The sequence below is a fragment of the Crateriforma conspicua genome (assembly GCF_007752935.1).
GTDB lineage: Bacteria > Planctomycetota > Planctomycetia > Pirellulales > Pirellulaceae > Crateriforma > Crateriforma conspicua.
In genome coordinates, this window is record NZ_CP036319.1 from 143,172 (window position 1) to 159,641 (window position 16,470).

Consider the following 16,470-nt stretch of genomic DNA (forward strand, 5'->3'; position numbering starts at 1 on the left):
CTGTTCGGCCCATCATGCCGCGCCCCTTCAGTAGCCAGTTTAGTCGTTTGAACAGCCGTCTTAATGGTCAAACCGTGCGCGATACGGCGATCGACCGCCCCCCTGGGCGAAAGACGTCGGGCACGTTCGATTGGGGCCACGCACCGGGAGGATTCCGCATCAGGGAATTCGCTCGAGGCGAATTTTTCCAGTTTACCGCAAACGGACCAGAGGTATGCCGTCGGTTTTTGATCTGCACCATGTCGTCGAACAGGATGAAATTGATGCCCAGGAACACGTTCACAATCTGCGGTATTTGCAGTGGACACTGTGGGCGGCGCGGGATCATTCGGCGTCGACCGGATGGGATGCCGCGGCGGAGTTGAAACGCGGATTCGGATGGGTGGTGCGTCAGCACGAAGTGACCTATCGCGCCGCCGCCCTGGTAGGCGACCAGTTGGTGATTCGCACCTGGATCAGCGAAAAGATGCGAATGGCGATTCGGCGAAAGTACTTGATTTGCCGTCCAGCGGATCGCATGATTTTGGCTCGTGTGCAAACCCGTTGGGTGCTGGCCGATTTGCGTGTCCGCAAAGCCGTCTCGTTGCCTGATGAAGTTTACGACCGCATGGTTATTCCGGATTCCACCCCCACACCGCCCTGGTCATGAGCGACAAACCGCTGAAATGGTTTCTGCAAGCGGTCGGAGGTGTCAGCCTGTTCGCATTCGGTGCCGCCGTGATGCCGGCGCACTGGATCACCCAGATCTCAGTTTTCCTTGGGTTTGATCCGTTCCCCGATTCGCCGTTGACGTTCTACCTGGCCCGTCATCTGTCACTGATGTATGGATTTGTGGGTGCCGTCTTGCTGGTTGTGGCATCGGACCTGACGCGATACCGACCATTGATCGCGCTTGCCGCAGCGGGAACGGTGTTGTTGGGGGTGCTGCAGTTGGTGATTGATTGGCTGGCCGGATTGCCAAGTTGGTGGACATGGGGCGAGTCGATGTCGACCGTGGTCGGTGGCTTGTGCCTGAAATGGCTTGATCGAAACTGTGGATCAGTCGCCGACAAAAAACGTTAGTGTCGGGCGAAATTCATCGATCGCGAAAAATGATCGACTGCAGACGATCGATGACTTCTTGAGTTTCTTCGATGGACAGTAGCGGCGGGATTCGCGCCAGGAAGTCGGGCGGCAATCCTCGTTGGCAAAGAAATCGTTGGGTGTCTTCGAAGGCACCATCACGGAAACGTTCGGCCCGCCAGTAATTGGGCGGTCCAAAGATGCATTCGCGAAGCCGTGCCAATTCGTCATTCCAGCGGCCGACGTCATTTTCCACCACGGCAGCGATATCAATGCCTTTTTGGTGGGCCAGTGCGACGACCGACTGACGCCAACGTTGGGGCGTGTCATCGCCGCCGATTTCCATGCCGATCAAGTCCCCGGCCTCGGCAAAAATCGCTTCGATGGCGGCTTCCCAGATTGCCGCCGCGTCCGGTGCAGGATCGGAACCAAGCATCGGCCGAACGACTTGGTCCAGAATCCACAGTCGTTGTCGCCAATCCCATTGGTCAAACAATGGGATGTCGTACTCGTAAGGTGCGGCGCGTTGCTGGCCTTCGGCGACCAATTGGTCGACCATCATTCCGGCCAGGCCGCGAATCAGATCATGTTCGGCATCGACCAGCGTTCGCACGCCCTCGGTGGTGGGCCACATCAGCGGTCGTCCTCCCGTCGGGTCAGAGCGATCGATCCGGCGGCGATAACCGCAAGTCCCGGCATGGCGGGCGTTCGCATGCGCAGGTTGCTCCAGTACACCGAATGCACCGCCGACAGAGCCAACACCATGGCCCAAATGGCCAACCAGGGGGCACCGAATAGCCGTCCCTTGTGCCGTACCATCGAAACCAGAAACAGCACCCCGAAGATAACGTAGTACGCGCTGATGACCGCCAACCCGAGTGTCGATCGGTCGCGGGTCGACAGAGGAACGGGACTCCATAGCCGCATCAGCCGGACGCCACATGCCCAAGCGAACATGGCCGGCCGTGATGTGATGGTGGCTTTGGCAACATCGCCCGCCCAGCGGTCTTCGTCGAACTCCGATGCGTTCTCTGGTAACGGCGAGACGGATTCCGGTGGGATCTGCCAAAGGTCAGCCGTCGAAAGGCTTGCGTCATGGCGATCACTGTACGCATTCAAAAAGGGTGTCGCGTCCCACGCGGTCCATGAGAACGGTTCCGATAGATAGTCGTAAAAGAATCGATTGTTACCAAGCAAGATCGTGTATCCGCCGTGTGTCGTCGCCCAAACGGGATGGCCCATCACACGAAGGTTTCGATAAGTCCAAGCACCCACGGTCACCAGCATCACCGCTGCGATAACGCCGCAGCGAATGATTGCTGTGCGGCGCGGTAGTTCGATCCATGCAACCGATGCCAACAAGAATGCCCACACCAAAAACGTGGGGCGACACAGAAAGGCCAGTCCCAATGTAGAAGCGATGATCAGAGATCGGACCCATCGTGATCCGGCGGTTTCGGCCGGGCGACGCATCCACCACCAAAGCGTCCACGCGGTCAGCGCCGTTGCCAAAGGTTCGGTCATGACCAACGTTGATTGACGCATCAGAATCGGGTCAACGCCGATCAACAGGCAGGCAAGTCCAGCGGATATACGACCGAAATGCTCCGCGGAGATTGCAGCGACGCAGATCAGCGTGATCGCGTTTAGCAAAAGGTGCAGCGTTCCGATTCGCCATCGTGGTAACGCCGCGATCGTTGCATCGCTTGCCTTGGTCGTGATCGTCGATAGCAAGATCGGATAAAGCGGCGGTCGGAAGGCGGTCGGTTTGGCTTCACTTTCCGGCCACATCACACCAAAAACGCCGGATTGATCCAGCGTCCAGGCGATCCGCCGGTAGGCGTCGGGATCGTCGACGAAGCTGGACGGATTGAACCACATCACGCCGGCCTGGGCCATCAGGATTCCGCCGATCCAGACGGCCAGTGCCAGCGTCGGTTTGGATCGTGGCCCGATCTGGCTGTGCGGGGTTCGTGGCGGGCAATCGCTGGAGAAACTCAATGCAGTGTCGGACCAATGGAGCCAGCGGTGTTTGGCTGGCTGGGGTTTGGCTGGATAGGTTTAGATTTTGGGGGTGGTGACCGGTGATCCGACCAGTGGCACGTGGCGTCGGCCCATCAATGTGCCAGGCCAAAGGCTGCGGGGGAACCGTGCCCGCAGGAAGTTGCCGCCGGCGAAAAAGACATGAATTTTTCGACGTTTGACCAGGGTCAGAAAATCTGGACGCCGAATTTCACAAAATGTTAACGCCAAAGGAACGCTACGCACATCAAATTCAGGCGAGTCCTTTGATATTGGGGGGGCCCTGAGTCCAGCACCCCAAACGCAGCTCGAACAATGGTCGCCGTCAAGAATCGCAATGAGATCGCAAAGCTGCCCAGGGTCGTCGTCGAGTTTTCGGATCGGCCGTCGGCTTTAGATTTGGAACGAGCCCGCGAAACGATCTATCACCGGATTCGCGATTCTGCACGGGGCGTCGTGGTCGACTGTACGGCGATCGGCGAAACCAGCGTCGACGTGGTCGCCTGTTTGAACATGACGCGTCTGTACGCCGAAAGCGAGGGCAAGCGGTTTCTGTTGTATGGCATTCAGCCCGCGTTTGATCGGTTGCTGAGACAATACGAAGACACGTTTTCATTTCAGGTCTTTGGACAACGACCTCGCAGCGAAGCTGCCGCAAGCAAAAAGAAACGAAAGACGACTTGGCTATCCGACGTCGCTCGGGGACGGTTGCTGAGAATTGGTTTGCCGATTCTGATTTTGTTTCCCATCGTGGCGGCGGTGGAGTATTTCTATGTCATCAAAGGCGATGCTGCGGATGCTTTTGTCGTCCGTAAGTCTTTCGAGATTGGCGACGCGTTCTTGGTCCGCGGGGTGATCATGGAACAGACGGACCAGCAGACACGATCGGTCGATACGGCCACGGTTTTCGTTCGCCAGACCGATGCGCAGGGTTTGAGCGAATTGACGTGGACAACCCAGGCCCAAGCCGATGGGACGTTCGAAATCGCCCTGCCCGTTCGTCAGACATTGAATCAGATGAGCGTGGACGTCACCATTGTCGATGGCAATCGTGCCCAGACAACGTCGCATCAAATCGCCAACGGCCGACCGATTCGCGTGTCATGGATCATCGATTCGACCCGATAACGCCACAAGCGGTCCGTTCCCGCCACGACCGCTCGGGCTTGTCGTTTGGGGCAAGCGATCTATCATCCCAGCCGTGAAGATTGGTTTCGTCCGGGCTGATGCGCCGACGAATCGTTGGCCCTGAACCGGAGACGCGACGGCGGATGATAGGTAAGACGCTGCTTCGTCTTCGCATCGCGCTGGCGGTGATCGGGTTGGTTTTGTTCGCAGCCGCCTATCCGGTCTCGCGGCGTTTGACGATGGATCGCCAATTGGCATCGATGTTTGCCGCAGACGATCCGTTGCTGATCCAGTACCAGCGATTGCAGCATGATTTTGGCGGCAATGCGATTGTGATGCTGGTCTATCACGATTCCGAGTTACTGTCGGATGCGGGGCTGCGACGCAACCGTTTCTGGACTGAAAAGGTGTCCGATGTGCCGGGCGTCGTCGGCGTGCTGTCGCCTGCCGAATTGAATCGAGTCGTCCGATCAATGCGGCCACCGGCCTTGTTTTCGGCAGGGGAATCGCCGGGACCCGCATTGGCCGATCCCGATGATGCACTAGCGACCGGTTTTTTGGACTTGTTCAGCGGTTACACGCATTCAGCCGGTCGTGACCAGGCGGCGGTCGTCGCGATTCTGGATCCCGAACGTGCGGATCAAGCGGTCCACTTACTGCGATCGGTTGTCAAAAACGCGGAATCGACACAGGGTCGTCCGGTGCTGGTGGGCGAACCGGTGTTGTTGAACGAGGGGTTCGATCTGTTGCAGCGGGATGGAGACCGTTTGGCGACGTGGACGATCGCATTGCTGTCGCTGGTCATGGTGGTCACGCTTCGAAACCTGCGGTTCATGTTGCTTTCGGTGACATGCATTGCTTGGTCGGTGGTGGTGACACGTGCTTTGGCAGTGTTGGCTGGGATCGAATTGTCGATGGTGTCGACCATCTTGACCGCCATCGTGACCGTGGTCGTCGTGGCTGCCGTTTTACATGTCGGGATCCTTTGGAAGCTACAGATCGACAAGTGGCCTGCAGCAAAGGGTGACGATCCAACGTCCACGGCGGCTTCGGTGATCAACCGACTGTGGATTCCGGTTGCCTGGACATGCCTGACCGATGCCGCAGGGTTTGCATCGCTGGCGGCGTCCGGGATTCGTCCGGTCCGCGACTTTGGTTGGTTGATCGCGGTGGCTGCTTTGATGGCCTTGGTCGCTTTGGCGATGTTCACCCCGATCGCATTGACGCTGTGGCCGCGTGACCATCGACGGAAAAGCGTCACTTCGGTGCATCGCCCCGGTGCGGTCGTCAACGTGGCAACCCGATTGGTCACTTGGGCGATCGGGCATCGTCGCGTCGTCGTCGCCACGGCCGTCTTTCTAGGAATCATCGCGCTGGTCGGGTTGAGACGGACGGAGACGGAAACCAGTTTCTTAAAGAACTTTCGTGACGACAGTCCGCTGGTCCAGGCGTACCACAAAGTTGAACGAGATCTGGGCGGTGCCGGTGTTTGGGACATCACATTGCCGGCGCCCGCGATCATCACCGATGACTATCTGGAATCCGTCCGTACGCTACAGACGGAGCTACGTGCCATTCGTGTTGCCGACCAATCGTTGACCAAGGTGATCAGCATGGCGGACGCGGAACGTGTGGCGATGGCGGTTCCGCTTTTGTCTTTGGGCACACCGGAGATTCGTCTGGCGGCGATGCGTGCGGCCTTTCCCGCTTTCTCCGATGCGTTGTTGGTTCCACCGACTCAGTCGCAGCGACGGTTGCGAATCATGCTTCGTAGTCGCGAGCAATTGCCGGCCGACATCAAGTTGCGTCTGATCGGACGTGTCCAAGACGTTGTCCGGCGGCACACCGCGACGCCGCAATGGCATGGAATGGTCGGTGGGGTAAATTCCCAACCATCGCCATCTAAAGGGTCAGGACGTCCTGACAAATCGGCCGCGGTCACCGGATACTACGTGATGCTGTCGGCACTGGTGCGCCGACTGGTTGCGGACCAGTGGATCTGCTTCGCCGTGTCGTTTGTTTTGGTGTGGTTGTTACTGGCCGTGATGACGGCCAGCGTTCGGTTGTCGCTTACCGCCGTGATCGCCAATGCTTTGCCGGCCACGCTGGTGCTTGCGACGTTGGGATGGCTTGGTGGCCGCGTGAACTTAGGGGCCGCGATGATCGCAGCGGTATCCATCGGCATGTCGATCGACGGGTCGGTGCATTTCTTGCATCATTACCGACGCTGTCGACGCATGGGTATGAATGCACCACTCGCGTCCGAATCAGCGGGATCGGCGGTGGGGGCCGCGATGTTGCTGGCGACCGTTGCTTTGGTGGTCGGATTCGGCGTGATGGCCAACAGCCGTTTTGTGCCCACGGCGACCTTTGGGGTGTTGGTCGCGGCGACTTTGGTTCTGGGAACTCTAGTGAACTTGACGGTGTTACCCGCGGCGATCGTGGGGTGGGCGAAAGATCAGACCGATGCCGTCGACGCTGCCGATGATGGAAGCGACGACGGGCCGTGAACCGCACAGGGTTGAAAGGCTCGTTCTTCGGGATCAAACCGCTGATTCAATGTTGCACCGATCTCGTAGCAATGCGACGTGATTCGGCGGGCGCGAACGACGGTCAACCTGGTCCAAAACGACGGCAAGACCAAGCGGATTTCTTCTTCCGGAAACAGTTGTTCGTTGATCAGAAATCCACAACCCTGTCGCGAGAAATCTTTGGTATAGACGCCCATCGGGCGACTGGACCGCGGGACCGACGGCAACGGATTATCGAAGAAGACGACACCATGCGTTCGCAGACGGATTCTGGGGTGCATTCGTCCGTCACCCGGATAGGAAGGGGATGGCCCCTTTTCTTGGAAGTAGTTTTTCCAAGAACTTGGCAGTTCGATTCCCCAGGAAACCGATCGAGTCAGCTGTCGGAACCGTGCGAGATAATCGCTTTCCAGCATCTCACCATCTCCTCTTCAAAAGCGGTTCCGGAATCACGTTCGATCAGTTCAAACGCTTTCGTTCGAGGCATCGGCGTTCGATAGGGTCGCTGACTGGTCAGCGCTTCGAACACATCGACCACGGCACAGATCTTGGCCCACGGATGGATCTCTTTGCCCATCACGCCGACCGGGTAACCGCGACCATCGTTTCGCTCATGATGTTGGTACACCATCATCAGCTGGCCTTCAGACAGATCGCCACGACGAGCCAGTTTGCGAAAGCCTACGGTCGGGTGCTGTTTGATGACACGAAACTCGTCTTCATCCAAGCGACCGGGTTTGCACAGGATCTTTTCGGCAATGTCCAGCTTGCCCAAGTCATGCAGCAGCCCGCCGACAACGATCTGTGACACTGCTTCTTCGCCATAGCCCAGCTTGGATCCCAGCATCGCAGCATAGAACGCGACGTTGGCCGAATGCGTGAAGGTGGCGTAGTCATGATGCAGCACGGCAAACAGGTCACTGGCTTTGAACCCATCGGTTGAAACGACCTGTGCCGTGATGTCACCGAGTTGTTGGACGACCGATACGGTTTCGTTGGTATCGCCAGCGGCAAACGAGTTCTCAAGAACGTCCAGAACGACCTCGTTCATCGCACAAGTGCGGGCCTGAATCTGGTCGGGGTCACCATCGCCACCGGCGGCAATTTCGCGAAGGTATTCCTGGTACTGGCTACGCGAATCACGGGTGATGAACAGCTGGTGAATGCCTTTGTCGCGTAGCCGCTGTAGGTCGTCGGGCTGCAGTGGGTATTCCGCGCCACGGTACAGCACACAGCGATCAGCATCATCACGCTGGAATAGGTCCAGACCCATCGTGGTCGATGGAACCAGCGTGGCGACGCTAATCGGAATAAGGCTGTCAGCGGAAAGCATCGGCTACGACGGCGATAAAGGATCTTCCAACATCTGAATGACTGGACAAGACTAGGTTGCAGAAGATCTCGCCCCTCTACAGATGTCGGCCGAATCGCTTGCCGGATTTCGATCGCCTCCTTACAGAGTGTCACGACCGGCATGACCCGCAGATCATGGCCCGCATCAGGGCGACCGACCGAGATGGTTGTGCCGGTTATCAGGCCGTTGTGATCATGATGAACGCAGAATCGGCGGTTTGGTCCGCCGGCATTCCGCGAATGCGGTATCGCGTCTGGCTAACCAATGCCGGGGATGCCAGAACGGGAGGACAGGCCCATTTTTCGGTGCAGGCCACCCCAGAATCGGCCGTCACATGGCGATCGGATCGATGCATGGGAGGCGCAAAAGAAAACGCTTCGCGGCGCCGTCGTCCGCGAAGCGTTCGAAATTAAATTTCGATTGAAAGCAGCAATTAGCCAGTCGCATTTGCTGCAGACGCCTTCGATTCTTCGGCAGCGATCATTTGGCTGATGATGTCCTTCAGCGAGACGCGAATATCCCAGTCCGGATAGTCGCGGCGTAGCTTGGCCAAATTACTGATGTAACAGATGTGGTCGCCCTTTCGATTCTCTTCTCCCAAGGTGTAATTGACTTTGTGACCGCTGATATCCTCGATCATGGCGATGCATTCCAGCACACTGGCGGCGTTGTCGCGACCACCGCCGATGTTGTAGACCTCGCCCGGACGCGGGTTCTTTGCGAATGCTTCAAAAGCTTTGACCACATCGCTGCATTCGATCTGATCGCGAACCTGTTTTCCCTTGTAACCGAAAATCGTGTAGGGCTTTCCGGTGACCGCGACGTGCACCAGGTAACTAAGAAACCCGTGCAATTCGACACCACTGTGGCTGGCGCCGGTCAGGCAACCGCCACGGAAGGTGCCCGTTTTCAGACCAAAGTATCGACCGTATTCCTGCGCCAGCACATCGGCGGCGGTTTTGGAGGCGCCGAACAGGCTGTGCATCGTTTGGTCAATCCGACAAAATTCGTCGATCCCGTTGTAGTCTTTTTCGTCAGCGTATTCCCAACGAGTGTCCAATTCTTTCAGCGGCAATTCATTGGGTGCATCTCCATAGACCTTGTTCGTGCTCATGTGGCAGAACACGGCCTCCGGTGCATGCTGGCGCGTTGCTTCCAGCAGATTCAATGTGCCGACGGCGTTGACTTCGAAATCTAAAAAAGGAATTGCCGCCGCTTTGTCGTGCGACGGTTGTGCCGCGCAGTGAATGATCAAATCGGGCGGACTGTTTTTGAACAGGTCCATCACGCCGTCACGATCGCGAATGTCCAACACTGCGGTGCGGAAGTTTGACGTTTCCGATTCCAAACGCTCTTGATTCCATCGCGTGCTGCCGTCGGGACCGAAGAACGTCGACCGCATATCGTTGTCGATGCCGATCACTTCGTCGCCGGCGGCATCCCAGTGCCGCACCGCCGCCGAACCGATCAATCCGCTGGACCCCGTAACGATGACACGCATTGCAAATAAGCTCGAAAGATGAAGAGGAGAATAGCGACGGATGGCGTCGCATAGTGATTTCACGAAGTTGACAAGATTCCGCCAATGTGACCGCGGTCGCGGCGGCGGACACTGCCGCCGCGCTGGGCTGATCAATTGGTGTTATGCCGACAGCGGTTCGCTTTCGGCCGCGCCGACGGTTCGTCCGATGCTGTGATAGGTGAAGCCTTGTTCGACCATCTGGTCGGGCTCGTACAAGTTTCGGCCGTCGAAGATGACGTGACCATTCATGCGGGTCCGCATCTCGGAAAAGTTCGGGTTGTGGTAATTCTTCCACTCGGTGTTGATCGCCAGAGCGTCGGCACCGTTCAATGCGTCCATTGCCGATTCGCAATAGATCAGCTTGTCGCCGTAGATCGCCCGAATATTCTCCGATGCTTCGGGGTCGTGGACTTGTGGCGTTGCACCTTGTTCCAGCAGGTAATCCAGCAGGGTAAGTGCGGGAGCTTCGCGGATATCATCGGTCCGCGGCTTGAATGCCAACCCCCAAACGGCGATCCGCTTGCCAGTTAGATTGCCACCGTAGTGCTGATCGATTTTGTCTTTCAGAACCTTTTTCTGTTCCGAATTGACTTCATCGACGGCATCCATGATGCGAGGATTCAAGCCGTGGTCGCGGGCCATGCTGGCCAAGGCGCGAACGTCTTTCGGAAAACAGCTGCCGCCATAGCCCACACCGGGGAACAGAAACGCAAATCCGATGCGTTGGTCGTGGCCGATGCCGCGTCGGACATCGTTGATGTCGCCACCCATCTTTTCGCACAAGTTGGCCATTTCGTTGATGAACGAAATCTTGGTCGACAACAGTGCGTTGGCAACGTACTTGGTCAGTTCGGCCGACTGGGGGCTCATCGTCAGGAACGGTTTGTCGGTTCGCAGGAACGGTCGGTACAGTTCATGCAAGACTTCGCCGACCTCTGGCCGCCGCACACCGACGACGACGCGATCGGGTTTCATGAAGTCTTCGATCGCGGCACCCTCTTTCAAAAACTCGGGATTGCTGGCCACATCCACCTCGCGACCCAGCAATTCCTTCAATCGTCGGAAGATGTATTCGTTGGTGCCCACCGGAACGGTGCTCTTGGTGACCACGATGGCGTCATCGGTCAAATGCGGGGCCATGGAATCGACGACCGTTTTGAGCGCGGTCAAATCGGCCGAGCCGTCCGCTGCTGGTGGCGTACCGACGGCCAAATAGACGATCCGGCAGGCTTGCACCGCTGCCGCCAGATCGGTGGTGAAGGTCAGCAAGCCTTCTTCGCTGCTTCGCAGAACCAAGTCACTCAGGCCCGGTTCGTAGATCGGAATCTTGCCTTCCCGAAGACCCTGAATCTTTGCCTCGTCGATGTCGACGCAGATCACATCATTGCCGCTGTCGGCGAAACAGGTCCCGGTTACCAGCCCCACATAGCCGGTGCCGATCATCGCGATTTTCATAAGATTCGATTCCTGTGCTTGGGCGAGGCTGCCCGGTTTTTCGAATGAGCCGATCGTCAACAAACCCCGTGGTTGAACAGACCGGCAAGGTGCATGAAGTTGATCGGTGACAATGGACCGATCAAAGCCGGATTCTAATTCCCCGACCCGGTCGTCCGAGTCCCCCGTGCGGGAAACCTGTACCGATGCATCGGCTTAGGTGGGTTCACGCAGCTTAAACCAACTGGTAGGGAAAAATCGAATGAATGGGTCTGGCGACAAAAAACGATCCGCCGACGAAAATTGTGGTTGTGTCCCGGTCGACGGCCCGATCCGCGTCGCGGTCATCACACTGAGCGACACTCGAAGTCGCGACAACGATCGCAGCGGGGATCGAATCGTCGATTTGCTGACATCAGCGGGCCATCAGTTGGTGCAACGCGAATTGATTCGCGATGAACCGCAACAGTTGATCGAATTGTTGGACGCAATCATCGCCAAGGGCGATGCCCAGGCGGTGGTCACCACGGGCGGAACGGGATTGGCCGCACGCGACCAGACGATCGATGCAATACAGCGAATGCTGGACGCGGAATTGCCCGGCTTTGGCGAGCACTTTCGTCGGCTTTCGATCGACGAAATCGGCCCCTCGGCAATGCTCAGCCGTGCCACGGCCGGCCGCATCGGACGGACAATGATCTTCTGTTTGCCGGGGTCAACCGGCGCCGTTCAAACGGGTGTACAGCAGTGCATTCTGCCGATTTTGCGTCACACCGTCGGACTGGTGTGGGACGACGCCAAGAGCAACCCCAACCACAAAGACAGTTCGGCCGGCCGGTAACGAATGGTGGGCGCTGACATCCGAAACGCCGACGCCGCGTTGGTCATCCGAGATGTCGTCTACAGATCGCCGAAGGTTTGGTCGGGAACCCGCTGGTAATTTCCCGCTGATTCCCGTGTCGTGATCAAGATCTTTTGCGAATCGGAAGTGGCGATCCAGATCAACGTCTGTTTCGGATCGGTCGGCCCGGTCGCCGTTCGATCCGGATTGGCTGACAACACCAACTGAGTCAGGACGTCGGCCAGCGGCAAACGGTCGATTTGGAAATCGCGAATCTGTTGATTCTGGGTGATGCCCATCAACCGTAGATCGTTTCCTTTGATTTCGATCGCCGGCGCATCTGTCCCCGGTGGAAGATCCCGCGTAAATTCCTCTCGAATCACATCGATCGCCGACTCCAACGATTCCTGGTCGAACGCGATCGACATCGGACGCTGTAGCAACTCGCTCAGCGAGAGCGATTCCGCCGGTGGCGAAGCGGGGTCGACAGCGGGCATCGAATCCGGAGTGCGCAGGGCCAACAAATTGGCCAAGACGATTTGGTCCAGCGTGTGCTTGGGAAAATAACCGCCGGCCACCGCCTGTCGGTCGTCCAAACCGAAACGAGTGTGTCGCAGCACGAAATCCCACATGCGTGGCAGCCGAATGGCCAGCGCCTTCCACGAGACTTCCGGCTGTGAACGGATCAAAAAGTCTTCCGCAGTTGCGGGTAACTGATCCATGCGGCGACGAACCTGCGACAGCAAAGTCGCTTCGTTCGTGCCTCCGGCGGGCGACCAGCGCGTGACCCAGTAAACGTCGTCCCCGCGTAGATCGATCGTGACCGCCACGCCGCTGACCGATGGAACCATCCACCGTGCCAGTTCCGTCAGACCTGACGGTGCAACGCGACGGACCCACTGTCGTGCGTCGGTGAACAAGAAGTTTGGTGTCAACACAACGGACAGGCTTTGCGTTTGGTCGCAGTGTTGCCACACCGATTGAAGGTTGCGTGGCAAAGAGATCGCCAGTCCATCAATCTCCGCGACTTCGCTGACCATCGGGACCGAACCCACGGTGAACCGTGACAACATCGACACATCATCGTGTTCCGGGATGAAATAGGCGTCCGAATCGGGATCGTCCCCGCTGTAAATCTTCTTGCCTGTCGCGGTCACCGACAGCGAAAGTCCAAGTTGCTCGACCCAATTTTGCCGGTTCACCGGAGTGGCCAAGTCGACCGCCCACGTCATTTCCGGGCGACCAGAATCGCCCGGATGAAGCGAAATCGTCAGCGAAGCAATCTCTTCCGCAGCGCGACCGGTGCGCTCAGCCAATTCGTCCATCGCACCGGACAATTCCGGTGACAAAGCCTTGATGACCGCTTGGCCGTCCTGGTCGGCCATCCAATCGGACGGGCGAAGATGGATCAACATTCCCGGTCCTGGTGGCAGGCCATCCAAGCGGAAAGCGGTTTCGGTCGGTTGCGGTGGAGCAAACAATTCCGAATCCGCGCCTTCGTTTCCAGGTGTTGCATCGGAGTCGTTCCCGGATCGGGCCGTCGAACGGTTGATGACCGGCGGAACGAAATCGGGGGAAACGCGTGGACGTGCGGCCGAGCGGTCGCCGGGATCCGGCTGGGATGATTGCCAAACCAGCACGATGCAAAGGCATAACAGCGGAATGGCCAACATGCCCAACAAAATCGGGATTGGTGACCGGCGTCGTGATCGGCCGCGACGACGATTGGAGGATGTGGGGGACCGGCGGGGCGTCGGGGTGACCGCCTCCGTTGGATCCACGACGGCCGGGGCCGCTGGATCTCGGTTTGTCGGTTCGGGGGCGTCGCGACTGGCATCGACGACGGCGGGGCTTTCCGGTACCGAGATTCGTGTTGCTTCCGTATGCGGCACCAACTGCGGTGATGGGGCGACCGTCTTTGGCGGCTTCGGTGGCGCGTCGCTGGTACCTTCGGAGGTTGTTTTGGCGGCGGCACGAATCGCTCGCACTAATACGTCGCTGGAAGTGAATCGTGCGTCTGGATTGGATGCCAGCAAATGGGCGACGATTCGGTCCAGCGGATCGCCCTGTTCATCAAGCCGGACGGCTTTCGCGATTTCCGGGACGTCGCGGCCGTCGACAAGTCCGGGCCAAGCTTGAGGGTACCGGAGGCGGACGATCAAACGGCCCAGATCTAGAAAATCTCGCGAGGCCGACGCGTCCCTTAGATCCGGCGGCAATGCGTCAGTGGGGGCCGGCGCGGTGTCGACCGCAGCCGAACCAATATCGACCGCATGATCCGGCATCGACCGCTCATCGTCAGGCCGGACATCGACCAGCAATGCAAACCGGCCATCAGACGTCATCCATACGCGGCGGGCAGTGATCCCGCCATGGGGACGATTCCAGCGGTGGACGGTTTGCAAGCCGCGGGCGACCGTGTGGGCCAGTCGCAACAGGGTCTTTCGATCAAAAGAACGATCGGGTTGATCCAAGGCATCCGCCAGCACGCGACCATCGGGGACCTGGCGGACCAGCGGTTCGGCGTCCGCATCCTTGGACCCGCTGCGCAGCGCGTACAGCCTGGCATTGTCGGTCCAATATTGGGTCAGGTCAGTCGGCATTCCGAGTCGGCAACCGTTCGATGGGCGATGGAAGGGGGCATTCGCCGAGACGGCCGGAACACGATTTGGAGTGTCGGCGGTCACGTCCAGTCAATTTAGCTTGCAGGGCGATGGCGCGTCGGTCCGCCGATTCTTCCGGACGCCAGCCTTCGGCCACGCTCGTCGTCAATTCCCAACGTCGTCTGCGGTTGGTGGCGGTAAACTTTGGCGACTATGTTGTCTGCAGGGTCGGTCGTTACAACCGGTGCCGGTGTTCTGGCTTGACCCATCCGATCACACTGACAGTCGGGCATAGGCGTCTGGAGCCCAAAATCAGTGTCACGGAAGTATTTTCGACCCAGAGTCGATCAGAGGATTAAGGCCGACGCGGCGCTGACGCAACATCACTGACGGACATCCAAGTTGAACATTGTCTACCTGACCACCGAAGCCGTGCCGTTTGCCAAGACCGGCGGTCTGGCCGACGTGTGCGGTGCCCTACCCTCCCGCGTTGCCGCCAAAGGCCACCGCTGTGCGATCGTGATGCCCGCCTTTCGGTCGATCCGTCAGTGCGGATTGCCCATCGAAACGACCGACATCAGCTTCGCCTTGCCGATGGGGCCGAAATCGCTGGTGGGGGGACGTCTGCTGAAAAGCCAATTGCCTGGATCGGGAATCGCAGGCGCCGACGTCCCGGTCTGGTTCATCGACCAGCCCAAGTATTTCGACCGCGAATCACTGTACGGAACCGCGGCCGGTGATTATCCGGACAACGCCGAACGGTTCGCGTTCTTTTGCCGCGCGGCACTCGCCGCGCTCTCTCGCATCGGCTGGTCCTTGGATGTGGTGCACTGCAACGACTGGCAAACCGGGTTGGTTCCCGCATTGATGCGGGCGGGACAAGGCTCCGCCGGCCATGAACCGATGCCCTGGACGTCACGCACCGCCACGGTCTTTACGATTCACAATTTGGCCTACCAAGGCAGCTTTGACGCCGACGCGTATCCGTTCACCGGTTTGGATTGGGCCCAGTTCCAGCCGGAGTCATTCGAGTTCTTTGGGCGGCTGAATTTTATGAAAGCCGGGATCGTGACCGCCGACGCTGTGACCACTGTCAGCCCCCGGTACGCGAAAGAAATTCGTACGCCCGAGCACGGTCGCGGGTTGGATGAGGTTCTGCGCGGGATCGACGATCGCGTTTCAGGAATCATCAACGGTATCGACGGTCGCGTTTGGGAACCGACGACCGATCCGATGATCCCGCACAACTATGGCGTCGATGATTGGGCCGAAGGCAAGTGGCAAAACAAATGGTCGTTGCAGCAGCAGTTCGGGCTGTTCGAAGACCGCGATCTGCCGCTGATCGGCTTGGTCGGACGCTTGGCCGATCAGAAAGGTTGGGACCTGATCTTGCCGGTGTTGAAGCAACACTTGGCCGAAGACCGACCGACCCAGTGGATTGTCTTGGGCAGCGGAGATCCGGCGATCGAAGTCGAACTGCAGCGGCTGCATGCGGCTTACCCCGGGCGGTTTGCACTGCACATCGGGTTCAGCAACGAATTGGCACACCGGATCGAAGCCGGTTCAGATCTGTTTTTGATGCCCAGTCACTATGAACCATGTGGTCTGAATCAGCTTTACAGTCTGCGCTATGGCACGGTTCCCATCGTTACGCCGACCGGCGGACTGGCCGACACGGTGGTCGACGCCAGCGAAGAAGCGCTGGGTGATGGCACCGCAACGGGTTTTCATGTCGACGCGTTTGAACCCTGGGCGCTTGATCAGGCGATCGGCCGCGCGCTGCATATGCGCTATCACGAACCAGAAAATTGGAAAAATATTGTTGAGACGGGGATGAAACAGGATTGGTCCTGGAGGAAGAGTGCCGACCGGTACGTCGAGCTTTACGAACGCCTAATTTCCCTAAACCGCAAAGGCCAGTGAAAACAGGATTGCCAAGTCGGTCTGTCAACAATTCATGCGGTTTTTTTATG

The 16,470-nt window shown here is 58.4% G+C and carries 14 protein-coding genes; 6 read left to right on the top strand and 8 right to left on the bottom strand.

Features of this window, described 5'->3' with window-relative positions:
• Positions 1-214 precede the first annotated feature (214 nt).
• Together Mal65_RS00480 and Mal65_RS00485 are read left to right on the top strand one after the other, a co-directional pair.
• Entirely contained in the window at positions 215-649 is a 435-nt protein-coding gene (locus tag Mal65_RS00480) for an acyl-CoA thioesterase (protein ID WP_145292655.1), read from the top strand.
• The gene (locus Mal65_RS00485; RefSeq protein WP_145292657.1) at positions 646-1,062 is read left to right on the top strand and encodes a hypothetical protein; all 417 of its coding nucleotides are present in this window, start codon (positions 646-648) and stop codon (positions 1,060-1,062) included. The genes Mal65_RS00480 and Mal65_RS00485 overlap by 4 nt, the downstream gene beginning before the upstream one ends.
• Before the next feature lie 13 nt (positions 1,063-1,075).
• Here Mal65_RS00485 and Mal65_RS00490 read toward each other — a convergent pair whose 3' ends face one another.
• Positions 1,076-1,696, bottom strand: coding sequence for a hypothetical protein (locus Mal65_RS00490; protein WP_145292659.1), 621 nt, complete (start codon positions 1,694-1,696; stop codon positions 1,076-1,078).
• Positions 1,696-3,063 carry a glycosyltransferase family 39 protein gene (locus tag Mal65_RS00495; protein WP_145292661.1) on the bottom strand — a complete coding sequence of 456 codons (1,368 nt, stop codon included), beginning with the start codon at positions 3,061-3,063 and terminating at the stop codon, positions 1,696-1,698. Before Mal65_RS00495 ends, Mal65_RS00490 begins: the two co-directional genes overlap by 1 nt.
• A 336-nt stretch (positions 3,064-3,399) precedes the next feature.
• On the opposite strand from Mal65_RS00495, the gene Mal65_RS00500 reads away from it, so the two are divergent.
• Both Mal65_RS00500 and Mal65_RS00505 read left to right on the top strand, forming a co-directional pair.
• On the top strand, positions 3,400-4,212 hold the full coding sequence (locus tag Mal65_RS00500; RefSeq protein WP_145292663.1) for a hypothetical protein: 813 nt from the start codon (positions 3,400-3,402) through the stop codon (positions 4,210-4,212).
• Positions 4,213-4,355: 143 nt separating this feature from the next.
• Positions 4,356-6,722, top strand: coding sequence for an efflux RND transporter permease subunit (locus Mal65_RS00505; RefSeq protein ID WP_165700981.1), 2,367 nt, complete (start codon positions 4,356-4,358; stop codon positions 6,720-6,722).
• Here the strand turns inward: Mal65_RS00505 and Mal65_RS00510 are convergent.
• The 5 genes from Mal65_RS00510 to Mal65_RS00525 all read right to left on the bottom strand — a co-directional run bounded on the left by Mal65_RS00510 (position 6,671) and on the right by Mal65_RS00525 (position 11,074).
• Positions 6,671-7,159 carry a PilZ domain-containing protein gene (locus Mal65_RS00510; protein ID WP_145292667.1) on the bottom strand — a complete coding sequence of 163 codons (489 nt, stop codon included), beginning with the start codon at positions 7,157-7,159 and terminating at the stop codon, positions 6,671-6,673. The genes Mal65_RS00505 and Mal65_RS00510 overlap by 52 nt on opposite strands.
• A complete protein-coding gene (locus Mal65_RS00515; RefSeq protein WP_145292669.1) occupies positions 7,120-8,076 on the bottom strand; it encodes an HD-GYP domain-containing protein in 957 nt (318 codons plus the stop codon). Before Mal65_RS00515 ends, Mal65_RS00510 begins: the two co-directional genes overlap by 40 nt.
• A gap of 199 nt (positions 8,077-8,275) precedes the next feature.
• On the bottom strand, positions 8,276-8,452 hold the full coding sequence (locus Mal65_RS26280) for a hypothetical protein (protein WP_165700982.1): 177 nt from the start codon (positions 8,450-8,452) through the stop codon (positions 8,276-8,278).
• Positions 8,453-8,530: 78 nt separating this feature from the next.
• A complete protein-coding gene (locus tag Mal65_RS00520; protein ID WP_145292671.1) occupies positions 8,531-9,598 on the bottom strand; it encodes an NAD-dependent epimerase/dehydratase family protein in 1,068 nt (355 codons plus the stop codon).
• Positions 9,599-9,739: 141 nt separating this feature from the next.
• Positions 9,740-11,074, bottom strand: coding sequence for a UDP-glucose dehydrogenase family protein (locus Mal65_RS00525; RefSeq protein ID WP_145292673.1), 1,335 nt, complete (start codon positions 11,072-11,074; stop codon positions 9,740-9,742).
• A 241-nt stretch (positions 11,075-11,315) separates the two neighbouring features.
• Between Mal65_RS00525 and Mal65_RS00530 the strand changes: the two genes are divergently transcribed.
• Positions 11,316-11,894 carry a MogA/MoaB family molybdenum cofactor biosynthesis protein gene (locus tag Mal65_RS00530; protein ID WP_145292675.1) on the top strand — a complete coding sequence of 193 codons (579 nt, stop codon included), beginning with the start codon at positions 11,316-11,318 and terminating at the stop codon, positions 11,892-11,894.
• A 59-nt stretch (positions 11,895-11,953) separates the two neighbouring features.
• On the opposite strand, the gene Mal65_RS00535 is transcribed toward Mal65_RS00530, so the two are convergent.
• Positions 11,954-14,497 carry a serine/threonine-protein kinase gene (locus tag Mal65_RS00535; protein WP_145292677.1) on the bottom strand — a complete coding sequence of 848 codons (2,544 nt, stop codon included), beginning with the start codon at positions 14,495-14,497 and terminating at the stop codon, positions 11,954-11,956.
• Between the two features lie 402 nt (positions 14,498-14,899).
• Here Mal65_RS00535 and glgA point away from each other — a divergent pair, with 402 nt between their 5' ends.
• A complete protein-coding gene (gene glgA, locus Mal65_RS00540; protein ID WP_145292679.1) occupies positions 14,900-16,420 on the top strand; it encodes a glycogen synthase GlgA in 1,521 nt (506 codons plus the stop codon).
• Positions 16,421-16,470 lie beyond the last annotated feature (50 nt).

Bases quoted from the DNA above. Each gene is read 5' to 3' on its own strand.
- Mal65_RS00480 (WP_145292655.1), top strand. From the start codon at position 215: ATGCCGTCGGTTTTTGATCTGCACCATGTCGTCGAACAGGATGAAATT.
- Mal65_RS00485 (WP_145292657.1), top strand. From the start codon at position 646: ATGAGCGACAAACCGCTGAAATGGTTTCTGCAAGCGGTCGGAGGTGTC.
- Mal65_RS00490 (WP_145292659.1), bottom strand. From the start codon at position 1,696: ATGTGGCCCACCACCGAGGGCGTGCGAACGCTGGTCGATGCCGAACAT.
- Mal65_RS00500 (WP_145292663.1), top strand. From the start codon at position 3,400: ATGGTCGCCGTCAAGAATCGCAATGAGATCGCAAAGCTGCCCAGGGTC.
- Mal65_RS00505 (WP_165700981.1), top strand. From the start codon at position 4,356: ATGATAGGTAAGACGCTGCTTCGTCTTCGCATCGCGCTGGCGGTGATC.
- Mal65_RS00510 (WP_145292667.1), bottom strand. From the start codon at position 7,159: ATGCTGGAAAGCGATTATCTCGCACGGTTCCGACAGCTGACTCGATCG.
- Mal65_RS00515 (WP_145292669.1), bottom strand. From the start codon at position 8,076: ATGCTTTCCGCTGACAGCCTTATTCCGATTAGCGTCGCCACGCTGGTT.
- Mal65_RS26280 (WP_165700982.1), bottom strand. From the start codon at position 8,452: ATGCATCGATCCGATCGCCATGTGACGGCCGATTCTGGGGTGGCCTGC.
- Mal65_RS00520 (WP_145292671.1), bottom strand. From the start codon at position 9,598: ATGCGTGTCATCGTTACGGGGTCCAGCGGATTGATCGGTTCGGCGGCG.
- Mal65_RS00525 (WP_145292673.1), bottom strand. From the start codon at position 11,074: ATGAAAATCGCGATGATCGGCACCGGCTATGTGGGGCTGGTAACCGGG.
- Mal65_RS00530 (WP_145292675.1), top strand. From the start codon at position 11,316: ATGAATGGGTCTGGCGACAAAAAACGATCCGCCGACGAAAATTGTGGT.
- Mal65_RS00535 (WP_145292677.1), bottom strand. From the start codon at position 14,497: ATGCCGACTGACCTGACCCAATATTGGACCGACAATGCCAGGCTGTAC.